13 protein-coding genes are annotated in these 11,178 nt (G+C 61.0%); 4 read left to right on the plus strand and 9 right to left on the minus strand.

Annotated elements, in window-relative coordinates; genetic code table 11:
* Positions 1–26: 26 nt before the first annotated feature.
* A complete protein-coding gene (locus EOC06_RS23180) occupies positions 27–350 on the minus strand; it encodes a TfoX/Sxy family protein (RefSeq protein ID WP_127270731.1) in 324 nt (107 codons plus the stop codon).
* A 91-nt stretch (positions 351–441) separates the two neighbouring features.
* Between EOC06_RS23180 and EOC06_RS23185 the strand changes: the two genes are divergently transcribed.
* Complete coding sequence (locus EOC06_RS23185) at positions 442–939, plus strand: GFA family protein (protein WP_127329619.1); 498 nt, start codon at positions 442–444, stop codon at positions 937–939.
* Positions 940–1,124: 185 nt separating this feature from the next.
* Here EOC06_RS23185 and sufA read toward each other — a convergent pair whose 3' ends face one another.
* Positions 1,125–1,502: a Fe-S cluster assembly scaffold SufA gene (gene sufA / locus EOC06_RS23190; protein WP_128308882.1), complete on the minus strand. Its 378-nt coding sequence runs from the start codon at positions 1,500–1,502 to the stop codon at positions 1,125–1,127.
* 194 nt (positions 1,503–1,696) lie between these two features.
* Here sufA and EOC06_RS23195 point away from each other — a divergent pair, with 194 nt between their 5' ends.
* A complete protein-coding gene (locus EOC06_RS23195; protein ID WP_128308883.1) occupies positions 1,697–2,290 on the plus strand; it encodes a hypothetical protein in 594 nt (197 codons plus the stop codon).
* A gap of 4 nt (positions 2,291–2,294) precedes the next feature.
* On the opposite strand, the gene EOC06_RS23200 is transcribed toward EOC06_RS23195, so the two are convergent.
* The 6 genes from EOC06_RS23200 to EOC06_RS23225 all read right to left on the minus strand — a co-directional run bounded on the left by EOC06_RS23200 (position 2,295) and on the right by EOC06_RS23225 (position 8,897).
* A complete protein-coding gene (locus tag EOC06_RS23200) occupies positions 2,295–2,687 on the minus strand; it encodes an SUF system Fe-S cluster assembly protein (protein WP_127329623.1) in 393 nt (130 codons plus the stop codon).
* Positions 2,688–2,708: 21 nt separating this feature from the next.
* Positions 2,709–3,953 carry a cysteine desulfurase gene (locus EOC06_RS23205; protein ID WP_128308884.1) on the minus strand — a complete coding sequence of 415 codons (1,245 nt, stop codon included), beginning with the start codon at positions 3,951–3,953 and terminating at the stop codon, positions 2,709–2,711.
* A gap of 4 nt (positions 3,954–3,957) precedes the next feature.
* Positions 3,958–5,226 (minus strand): Fe-S cluster assembly protein SufD, encoded by a 1,269-nt coding sequence (gene sufD / locus EOC06_RS23210; RefSeq protein WP_128308885.1) that lies wholly within the window; start codon positions 5,224–5,226, stop codon positions 3,958–3,960.
* Between the two features lie 19 nt (positions 5,227–5,245).
* On the minus strand, positions 5,246–6,001 hold the full coding sequence (gene sufC, locus EOC06_RS23215; protein WP_128308886.1) for a Fe-S cluster assembly ATPase SufC: 756 nt from the start codon (positions 5,999–6,001) through the stop codon (positions 5,246–5,248).
* A 27-nt stretch (positions 6,002–6,028) separates the two neighbouring features.
* Complete coding sequence (sufB, locus tag EOC06_RS23220) at positions 6,029–7,546, minus strand: Fe-S cluster assembly protein SufB (protein WP_127319478.1); 1,518 nt, start codon at positions 7,544–7,546, stop codon at positions 6,029–6,031.
* Positions 7,547–7,733: 187 nt separating this feature from the next.
* The gene (locus tag EOC06_RS23225) at positions 7,734–8,897 is read right to left on the minus strand and encodes a cysteine desulfurase family protein (RefSeq protein WP_128308889.1); all 1,164 of its coding nucleotides are present in this window, start codon (positions 8,895–8,897) and stop codon (positions 7,734–7,736) included.
* Between the two features lie 236 nt (positions 8,898–9,133).
* Between EOC06_RS23225 and EOC06_RS23230 the strand changes: the two genes are divergently transcribed.
* Both EOC06_RS23230 and EOC06_RS23235 read left to right on the plus strand, forming a co-directional pair.
* Complete coding sequence (locus EOC06_RS23230; RefSeq protein WP_023669128.1) at positions 9,134–9,808, plus strand: alpha/beta hydrolase; 675 nt, start codon at positions 9,134–9,136, stop codon at positions 9,806–9,808.
* 21 nt (positions 9,809–9,829) lie between these two features.
* On the plus strand, positions 9,830–10,480 hold the full coding sequence (locus tag EOC06_RS23235) for an FMN-binding negative transcriptional regulator (protein WP_128308887.1): 651 nt from the start codon (positions 9,830–9,832) through the stop codon (positions 10,478–10,480).
* A gap of 11 nt (positions 10,481–10,491) precedes the next feature.
* Here the strand turns inward: EOC06_RS23235 and EOC06_RS23240 are convergent.
* On the minus strand, positions 10,492–11,178 hold a 687-nt coding region (locus EOC06_RS23240), incomplete at its 5' end, for a phosphatase PAP2 family protein (RefSeq protein WP_128308888.1).

Consider the following 11,178-nt stretch of genomic DNA (forward strand, 5'->3'; position numbering starts at 1 on the left):
GGGGGTGGCCTCGCGCTTGCGTGAATCTACTTCCCCGCCCGTCGCCCCGCCTCATAGGCCCGGCGTGCCCAGATCGTCATCTCGTCGGGATCATCGAAAGCGCTGTCTGGAACGCTCCAGTAGGGCATGGCGACCAGCTTGCCGTGGCGCGAGCCGGTATAGGTCCATTGCGTGCAGCCGGCGGCCTCGAACTCGGGCACGCTTTGCTCGTCGGCCTTCAGCAGCAATTCGCCACGCAGCACGATGGCGACGATGACACCGTCGAAATAGATGCCCTTGCCGCCGAACAGTTTTCGGATGCTGACCGGGCCGAGGCCTTCGAACAGTTCGGCGATGCGTTCATTGTCCATGCCGCGATCATGTCACCGGCGTTTGGCCTTGTCATCGCCGCAACCAAAATCATGCTGACAGGTTGTGTGAGGTCGATCGGAGTTTCCCGCTATGCCCGTGCTGCTCAAAGGCTCCTGCCGCTGCAATGCCGTCCGTTTCGAGGTGGAGAGCCACACGCCGGCGCCATTCATGCTGTGCTACTGCTCGATCTGCCGCAAGCAGCAGGGCGGCGGCGGGTTTGCCATCAATCTCGGTGCCGACAACGAAACACTGAACATCAGGGGCAAGCGCAGCCTCGGCGTCTTTCGGGCGGAGATCGAGGACGACGAGCATCCGCATTGCGAAATCTCAACCGGCGAGCGCAATTTCTGCAAGAAATGCGGCTCAGCCCTTTGGCTCTACGACCCGACATGGCCGGAGCTGGTGCATCCCTTCGCTTCGGCGATCGACAGCGATTTACCCATTCCGCCAAGCAAGGTGCACCTCATGCTGAAATACAAGGCGAACTGGGTGGAGCCGGTGGTTGGCAAGCATGACAAGGTCTTCGACATCTATCCCGAGGAATCGATCGCCGACTGGCACAAGCGGACGGGCATGTGGGTGGAGTGAATTTCTTCGCGCCGTTTACGGGGAGGTGAGGAGTGATCCGCGCAGCGGACAAAAAGCCAATTGCTTGGCCTTCGAACGACGAACGCCGGCAGATGAGGAGCGGCGCTAACTTTGGAGAGGCCGGCGCTGCCTATCATCCGTCACTTCGTGACACCTTCTCCCCGTAAACGGGGCGAAGGAAAAACTCAGGAAGCGCGGGCTTCTGCCAGTGCCTTCAGGTCGGCCGGCTTGAGTTCGACGGATTCGCCGCAACCGCAGGCCGAGCTCTGGTTCGGATTGTGGAAGGTGAAACCGGTGCGCAGCGTCGTCTGCTCGAAATCCATCTCGGTGCCGAACAGGAAAAGTGCTGCTTCCGGTGCGACATAGACATGGGCGCCATCGCGCTCGATATGGTCGTCCTTGGTGTTGGGCTCGGTCACCAGATCGACCGTGTATTCCATGCCGGCGCAGCCGCCCTTCTTGATGCCGAGGCGGATGCCGTGCGCATTCTCACGGGCGGCGACAATCTCGCGCACCCGGTCGGCGGCCTTTTCGGTCATCGTGATGACGGCAAAGCGTCCCATATCGTTCTCCACGTTCACGCGGGTTCAAGGCCCGTGGAATGAGTCTTGCCCTAAAATGGTGAAGTTTGTTGGCCTGCGCAACCCCGGATCCGCAAAGCGCGTCCCGAAGCACCGCGCTCAAATGCCTCACGGCTCAATACCACGACCTTGATTGCCTTGGATGTTATCCGTAATGTCCACATTGATATCTTCCGATGAAAGATACTTTTTTGGACAACAACGACAACTACTCAATATACAACTCGATCAATACCAGCGGAATTTTGGTTTGCGTCGACGACATCGGCAAGATGAAAAATAATTTCATCAGGCTCTTTGCGATCGCAGTTTTTCTTTCTTCTATATTTTTATTCTCATATCAAAAAACAAGCATGGTTAGTCAAGGAATCTTCATATTCGTCATCACGGCCCTATTATTTATCATGGGACTTTCTATCTACCGTACTTATTTTAAGCGCCGGTCCGTAGTTATATCCCCTGACGGCATTGAGGACTCCGGCATCACAACCGAAACGGTGCCCTGGTCCGCAGTAAATGCTGTTGAACTAAGGACTGTAACCCGTGCACTAACGGGACAACAACCCTTGGCTGTCCTTTTGCTGCTAAAACCCGGCGCCGGCGACGCGCTTAAGCTGACTAGGCGCGGCCGAAAATTATTTCTTCATGACAATGCACTTTGGATCCCGGTCGGAAGTGGCATGATAGTCGCCGGAAATCCGTCCAGTCCCGAAAGCTTTTCGAAAACGATCGAGGCTTACGCCAGAATTTATGGCAAAGGAGGCAACTGACCCCTCAATACCAACCCACCGCCACCTGCGCCTCTTCCGACATGCGGTCGGCCGACCAGGGCGGGTCGAAGGTCATGTTGACCTCGACGCCGGACACGCCTTCGACGGCGCCGACGGCATTCTCCACCCAGCCGGGCATTTCGCCGGCGACAGGGCAGCCGGGAGCGGTCAGCGTCATGTCGATCTTGACCGAGCGGTCGTCCTCGATGTCGATCTTGTAAATCAGGCCGAGCTCGTAGATATCGGCCGGGATTTCCGGATCGTAGACCGTCTTCAGCGCCGAAACGATGTCGTCGGTCAGCCGCGCCAGTTCGTCGGCTGGAATGGCCGATCCCGAAACCAGCGCATTGGGCGCGGTTTCCGGAGTGGTCTCGGCAGCGATGCTTGCATCATCCATGGTCGTCACCCAAAAAAATCGTCATCCGAAGAATTTGCGCGCTTTTTCAAGCGCCTCGGCCAAAGCGTCGACTTCGGCCCTGGTATTGTACATGCCGAACGATGCCCTGCATGTGGAGGTTACGCCAAACCGTTTCAACAGCGGCTGGGCGCAATGGGTGCCGGCGCGGACAGCAACGCCCTGCCTGTCTATCACCATCGACACGTCATGCGCATGAATGCCTTGCAGTTCGAACGAGATGATGGCGCCCTTGCCGGGCGCATCGCCGAAGATGCGCAGCGAATTGATGGAGCGCAGCCGCTCATGCGCGTAGTTCTTGAGGTCTTCCTCATGGGCTGCAATGCGCTCGCGACCGACCGATTCCATGTAGTCGAGGGCAGCACCCAGCCCGATCGCCTGGACGATCGGCGGCGTGCCGGCCTCGAAGCGGTGCGGCGGCTCGTTGTAGGTGACGATGTCTTCCGTCACCTCCTCGATCATCTCGCCGCCGCCCATGAAGGGCCGCATGCCAGCGAGAATGTCCTTCTTGCCGTAGAGCACGCCGATGCCCGACGGGCCATAAACCTTGTGCCCGGTGAAGACGAAAAAGTCGCAGTCGAGATCCTGCACATCGATCGGCATGTGGACAGCGCTCTGGCTGCCGTCGACCAGCACGGGAATTCCACGCGAATGCGCGATGCGCACGATCTCCTTGATCGGCGTCACAGTGCCAAGCGCGTTCGACATGTGGGTAATGGCAACGAGCTTTGTCTTGCTGGTCAGCCGCTTTTCGAATTCCTCGATGTGGAAAACGCCGAGATCGTCGACCGGCACCCAGACCAGTTTGGCGCCCTGCCGCTCGCGGATGAAATGCCAGGGAACGATGTTGGAGTGGTGCTCCATGATCGACAGCACGATCTCGTCGCCCTCGCCGATGTTGGGCATGCCATAGCCATAGGCGACCGTGTTGATGGCCGAAGTCGTGTTCGAGGTGAAGATGATGTTGTCGGTGCTCGGCGCGTTTAGGAAGCGGCGCACCGTCTCTCGGGCCTTTTCGTAGGCGTCGGTCGCGGCGTTCGACAGAAAATGCAGGCCGCGATGGACGTTGGCGTATTCCTGGGAATAGGCATGCTGGATTGTGTCCAGCACCACCTGCGGCTTCTGTGCCGAGGCGCCATTGTCGAGATAGACCAGCTTCTTGCCGTAGACTTCCCGCGACAGGATCGGGAAATCGCGGCGAATCGCTTCGACGTCGTAGAAATCTCCGATCTTGCCCGGTGCGTTCATCAGATCACCCGTGTGCCGCGAACCAGCCGTCGAGCCGTGCTTCCAGCGCCTCGACGATCGCCTCGTCGTCCAGTTCCTCGATCACCTCCGCGACGAAGGCCTTCACGAGCAGGCCCCGCGCGCTTTTCTCGTCGACGCCGCGCGCCATCAGGTAGAACAAATGGTTGTGGTCGATTTCGGTGACCGTCGCGCCATGGCCGCAAATCACGTCGTCGGCGAAGATTTCAAGCTCGGGCTTGGTCGAGAATTCGCCGTCGTCCGACAGCAACAGCGTGTTGCAGGCCATCTTCGCGTTGGTCTTCTGCGCATATTGATGGACGTTGATGCGGCCCTGGAACACACCGCGCGCCTTGCCCGTCACCACGTTGCGGATGATCTCCGTCGAGGTCGTGTGCGGCACGGCATGGTCGAGAACCATGGTCACGTCGGTGTGGGTGTCGCCGGCCAGGAGGTTGATGCCGCGAAGCTTGAAATCGGCGCCTTCGCCAGTCGTCCTGACCATGATCTCCTGGCGCACGAGCTTGCCCCCGGCGTTCATGACGAACAGTGTCAGTTTCGCATTCTTGCCGATATGGGCCTTGAACTGCGCCAGATGCGTCGCCGTTTCCGGCTGCTCCTGGACGATCAGCCACGTCACCTCGGCGCCCTCGTCGAGCACGACCTGGCTGACCGAGCTGCTCAAGGCAGCGCCATCACCCGTCTGGCGCTCGACGATAACGGCCTTGGCGCCGGCGCCGACACGAACGGCCAGGCGCACATGGGTCTGGCCGCCGGCCTGCAGGTTCTGCAGCTCGACCGGCTTTTCAAGTTCCACACCATCGGCGATGTCGACAAAATACCCGTCGGCGACAAAAGCCGTGTTCAGCGCGCCAATGGCATCGTCGCTGCCATAGGGGTCGAGCCCAGGTGCTGCGCTGCCGTCGACCAGCTTTTCCGACAGGCGCTGGAAAGAGACGCCTTCAAGAACCGGCACTTTGGCGTCGGACTTGCCATTCAGGATCGACACCACGGTGGAACCGTCGACGATCGGGGCGATGGCTTTGGCCATGGCTGCCGGGTCGAAGTCCGGCACGGTATTCAGCAACCGGCGCAGGTCGGTGTAGTGCCAGGATTCGACGCGCCGCGTCGGCAGGCCGTGCTTGATCGTCTCGATGGCGTCGTCGCGCTTCAGCATCACCGCGCCGTCGCCCGGCAGCAGCGACAACCGGTCGCCGAAGGCGTCGATCAACGCTGTTTCGGCCGGTGTCCGCTGCGGTTGTGCGTGCATATTCATCAAACTGCCCTCTGGCATCTCACGCTGCTTCGCCGATCACGCCGGCATAGCCATTGGCTTCCAGGTCGAGCGCCAGCGACTTGTCGCCTGACTTGATGACCTGACCCTTGTAGAGCACGTGCACGGTGTCGGGCACGATGTGCTCAAGCAGGCGCTGGTAGTGGGTGATGACCAGGAACGCCCGGTCCGGTGCGCGCAGCGCGTTGACGCCGTCGGACACGATCTTCAGCGCATCGATGTCGAGGCCGGAATCGGTCTCGTCGAGCACGCACAGTTTCGGCTCCAGCAGCTTCATCTGCAGGATCTCCGCCCGCTTCTTCTCGCCACCGGAGAAGCCGACATTGAGCGGCCGCTTGAGCATCGCCATATCCATGCTGAGCGAGGCAGCTGCTTCCTTAACGCGCTTCAGGAATTCCGGGATCTTCAGCGGCTCCTCGCCACGCGCCTTGCGCTGCTCGTTCATCGCCACCTTCAGGAATTCCATGGTCGCAACGCCCGGTATCTCCATCGGATACTGGAAGGCGAGGAAAATGCCTGACGTGGCGCGCTCGGCCGGATCCATTTCGAGGATCGACTGGCCGTTGTAGAGGATGTCGCCTTCGGTCACCTCATAGTCCTCGCGGCCGGCCAGGATGTAGGACAGCGTCGATTTTCCCGAGCCGTTCGGCCCCATGATCGCGGCAACCTCGCCGGCTCTCACCGTCAGGTTCAGGCCGCGGATGATTTCGGTGCCATCGTCGACGATGCGGGCGTGCAAATTTCTGATTTCAAGCATTTTTTTGTTTCCTGAATATATATCCGGTCAGCCGACCGAGCCCTCAAGGCTAATCCCGATCAGCTTCTGCGCCTCGACCGCGAACTCCATCGGCAGCTGCTGGATGACGTCCTTGACGAAGCCGTTGACGATCAGCGCGATCGCTTCCTCTTCCGGAATGCCGCGCTGCATGACGTAGAATTTCTGGTCTTCGGAAATCTTCGACGTCGTCGCTTCATGCTCGAACTGCGCCGTCGAATTCTTGGCTTCCATGTAGGGCACGGTATGCGCGCCGCACTGGTCGCCGATCAGCAGCGAGTCGCAGTTGGTGAAGTTGCGGGCGTTGGTCGCCTTGCGATGCGCCGAGACCTGGCCGCGATAGGTGTTCTGCGAGAAGCCGGCGGCGATGCCCTTGGAGATGATGCGGCTCGACGTGTTCTTGCCGAGATGGATCATCTTGGTGCCGCTGTCGACCTGCTGATAGCCGTTCGACACGGCGATCGAATAGAATTCACCTTGGGAATCGTCACCGCGCAGGATGCAGCTCGGATATTTCCAGGTGATCGCCGAACCGGTCTCGACCTGCGTCCATGAAATCTTGGAGCGGTCGCCACGGCAGTCGCCGCGCTTGGTGACGAAATTGTAGATGCCGCCCTTGCCCTCGGCGTCGCCGGGGTACCAGTTCTGCACCGTCGAATATTTGATCTCGGCATCGTCGAGCGCCACCAGTTCGACGACGGCGGCATGCAACTGGTTCTCGTCGCGCTGCGGCGCCGTGCAGCCCTCGAGATAGGAGACGTAAGCCCCCTCCTCGGCAATGATCAGCGTGCGCTCGAACTGGCCGGTGTTCTTCTCGTTCATGCGGAAATAGGTCGACAGCTCCATCGGGCAGCGCACGCCCTTGGGCACGAAGACGAACGAGCCGTCGGTGAAGACAGCGGAATTCAATGTGGCGTAGTAATTGTCTGAGGTCGGCACGACCGAACCGAGATATTTCTTCACCAGCTCCGGATGCTCGCGGATGGCTTCCGAGATCGAGCAGAAGATGACGCCGGCCTGCGCCAGTTCCTTCTTGAAGGTGGTGACGACGGAGACGGAATCGAACACGGCGTCGACAGCGACGCGGCCCGATTTGTAGACGTTATCGCTGACTTCCTCGAGCTCCGAGGCGTCGGTCTTCTGCACGCCGGCAAGGATTTCCTGCTCCCGCAGCGGAATGCCAAGCTTTTCGTAGACTTTCAACAGTTCGGGATCGACATCGCTGAGCGAGGTCGGGCCGGGCGTGCTCTTGGGCGCCGCGTAGAAATAGATGTCCTGGAAATCGATCTTCGGATAGTGGACGCGCGCCCAGGTCGGCTCATCAAGCGTCAGCCAGCGGCGATACGCTTCCAGACGCCATTCCAGCATCCAGGACGGCTCATCCTTCTTGGCCGAAATGAAACGGATGATGTCTTCGCTGAGGCCCTTGGGGGCCTTGTCCATCGCGATTTCGGTCTGGAATCCGTATTTGTATTGGTCGACGTCGATCTTTCGGACCCGATCGATCGTGTCCTGCACAGCAGGCATATGCGTTCTCCATCCACGCCGGGGTCAAGGCCCGACAGTTTTCAAACTATGGCACCGCCAAAAACGAACCCCGAAGAGGTGCTCGCGGCAGCGTAAGTTTAATATAGTGCGCTTCGACCGGGAATTCACCCGGCCAGCATGAAACGCACGGCTCTACCAGGCCGAAAGGCCCAAATTCGTCCAACCGCTACGCGGCCCGTTCTCTATCCGCCCTACGTGCGGTAATTCCCGCCAGTGCGACGCGAAACAGCTCGATGTCTTCCGCGCCGGTCGCCGGTCCGATGGACACCCGCAAGGCGCCGAGACTGTCGCCGTATCCCATGGCTTTCAGCACATGGCTCGGTCCGACCTTGCCAGACGAACAGGCAGAGCCGGCTGACAGCGCTACACCGGCCAGATCGAAGGCAATCTGCGCGGTTTCGGCTTTGACGCCCGCAATAGCGAAGAATGCCGTATTGGCAAGCCTTGGCGCACCGGTTCCGAAGATTTCCGCGTCCGGCACCAGCGATTTGACGATGGCCTCGACCTCGTCGCGGCGCTGGCGCACGGCATCCATGGCCGGCAATCCGGCCAGGGCCTCGCGGGCGGCCACGCCAAAACCGGCAATGGCAGCGAGATTTTCGGTGCCGCCGCGATGGCCCTTCTCCTGGCCGCCGCCATTGATCAACGGCTTCGGCATCATCAAATCCGAAGCCGCGACGATGGCGCCGACGCCCTTAGGACCACCGATCTTGTGCGACGACAGAATCAGATAATCGGCGTAACCCGCTGATAGATCGATCGGAACACGCCCAGCGGCCTGCACGGCGTCGACTGTAAGGATACCGCCCGCCGCCTTGACGATCCCGGCGATGCGATCGATCGGCTGGATGACGCCGGTTTCGTTGTTGGCGGCGTGGATGGCGACCAGCGGCAGGCCTTCGCTCTTGTCGTGACCGCCGAGCGCCGACGCCAAGGCGCCGAGGTCGGCGATGCCGTTGGCGTCGACGCCGATCCGCGTCACCTGCGCTGCGGGGAAGTGTCCGCCGTTCAACAGGCAGGGATGATCGGCCTCCGACACGTAAAGCCGGCTCATGCGCACCGTGCCGCGCCCCATCTGCCAGTCGGGTGACAGCAGCGTCGAGGCGGCTTCCGTGGCACCGGAGGTGAACACAACATGCTCCGCCTTGGCGTTGACGAGCGCCGCCACGTCACGCCTGGCGGTCTCGATCAGGCGGCGGGCCGCGCGCCCCTCGGCGTGAACCGATGACGGATTGGCCGCGACGTCAAGGGCCGCGACCATAGCCTCGCGGGCCGCGGCAAGCAGCGGCGCACTGGCATTGTAGTCGAGATAGGCGCGTATTCCGGCCATTTTCGTCCAGTTGGTCCCGTCAGAAGCCATTCCGCTGTCGTATGGCGTTATTTCCTTGAAATTCCAAGGCGAGCCGTCCTATTTACGCGGCTTGCGGCGCGGGTGGCCGGGCTCGATGTCTTGCCACTCAGTTTTGAACAATTCTAAACTAGCTTCTAAGAAGACGCTCGCCCTGCGTCAAGGCCAGAGGAAACGTTCCAGGCACCGCGCGTTCGTATTACCAAGTGGAGTATTTTATGCCTGAGGTCATTTTCACCGGTCCTGCCGGCCGCCTGGAGGGTCGCTATCAGCCTTCCAAGGAAAAGAGCGCGCCGATTGCCATCGTGCTGCATCCGCATCCGCAATTCGGCGGCACGATGAACAACAAGATCGTCTACGACCTCTTCTACATGTTCCAGAAGCGGGATTTCACCACGCTTCGCTTCAATTTCCGCGGCATCGGCCGCAGTCAGGGCGAATTCGACCATGGCACCGGCGAGCTGTCGGACGCCGCCGCCGCTTTGGACTGGGTGCAGTCGCTGCATCCCGATTCCAAGAGCTGCTGGGTCGCCGGCTACTCCTTCGGCTCCTGGATCGGCATGCAGCTTCTGATGCGCCGGCCGGAGATCGAAGGCTTCATCTCGATCGCGCCGCAGCCCAACACCTATGATTTCTCGTTCCTGGCGCCCTGCCCGTCATCGGGCCTGATCATCCATGGCGATGCCGACAAGGTAGCGCCGCCGAAGGATGTGCAGGGTCTGGTCGACAAGCTGCACACGCAGAAGGGCATCACCATCACGCAAAAGACCTTGCCCGGCGCCAACCATTTCTTCGCCAACGATGCCGACCTGCTGCTCGAGGAATGCGCCGACTATCTCGACCGCCGGCTGGCCGGCGAATTGTCGGATCCGCGTCCGAAGCGGCTGAGATAAACAAGGAAAGAACGGACGGCGATGTACGAACCTCCTCATTTCAGGGAAACGCGGCCGGAAATCCTGCACGGGCTGATCCGGACGCATCCGCTGGGCCTGTTGGTTTCCAACGGGCCCGATGGGCCGGTCGCCAACGCTGTCCCGTTCCTGCTCGACGCGGAAATCGGGCCTAACGGCAGGCTGCGCGCCCATCTGGCGCGGGCCAACCCGCAATGGCGCCTGTTGGCCGACAGCCCGGCATCCCCCGTGCTGATCGTCTTCCAGGGCAGCGATGCCTATGTGACGCCGTCCTGGTACGAGACCAAGCGCGAGACCGGCAAGGTGGTGCCGACGTGGAATTACGCCATCGTGCAGGTTCGCGGCACCGTCAAGGTGATGGATGATCAGGACTGGCTGGCGCAGCAGATCGCCGATCTGACCGTCTCCCAGGAAGGCGCCCGCGCCGCACCCTGGGCGGTGACCGATGCGCCGGAGCCCTTCATCCAGTCGCAGATCAAGGGCATTATCGGGCTGGAAATCGAGATCAGCGAAATCCACGGCAAGTGGAAGGTCAGCCAGAACCGGCCGGTCGCCGATCGCGTCGGCGTTGCACAGGGGCTGGAAAGCGAAGACCACCAGTCGCCCGGCATGGCCGGCCTGGTCAGATCCTATGGCGGACTGGACGGCAACTGAACTTCGAATGCTCAGGCAGCCTTCCTTGTCGGTCCGATCAGCCGAAACGTTCTCTTGCGGACCGGCAGTCCCGACGGCATCGGCCGGAAAATGAAGCCGAGCCGGGCAAAGACCAGCCCGCAGGCGAGCGCGAAGCCGCAGCCAAGGCCGAAGCCGGCGACGGTGTCGCTGGGATAGTGCGCGCCAACGAAGATACGGGTCGAGGCGATACAAGCGGTGATCGCCAGGGCGATGTACCAGCGCCGCGGAAACAACAGCAAAGCGACCCCGAACACCGCGCCCATCGTCGTACCATGGCCGGACGGAAAGCCGGCGAAGCGCGCATCGAAAGCGAAGGGGTGCAGGGTCAGCACGCCAAAGTCCTCGTAATAGAGGGGGCGAGCCCGGCCAATGGCATATTTCAGCACATTGACGGCGATCCCCGACAGGCCGGTGGCGCACAGCACCAGAAAAGCCAGGCAGGTCCAGTTGTAGAGCAGCATCAGCGAGCGCCGCGAGAGGCTTCGCCAATCCGTCAGGTTCGCGGCGACAAGCAGAAGCACTGAGGGAATGAGATACCAGCCACCCAGGCCGAACTGGGTGAAAAAGTCGGCAGTCCGGGCAAATCCCGCCGACCACTTGCCGTGAAGCATTCCGGCCGGGGTGTCGAGACGAACAAACGCTGCCGCCGTCAGCAAAACCCAGACCAGCACCCAGAC

It is taken from the genome of Mesorhizobium sp. M7A.F.Ca.MR.362.00.0.0, assembly GCF_004023175.1.
GTDB lineage: Bacteria > Pseudomonadota > Alphaproteobacteria > Rhizobiales > Rhizobiaceae > Mesorhizobium.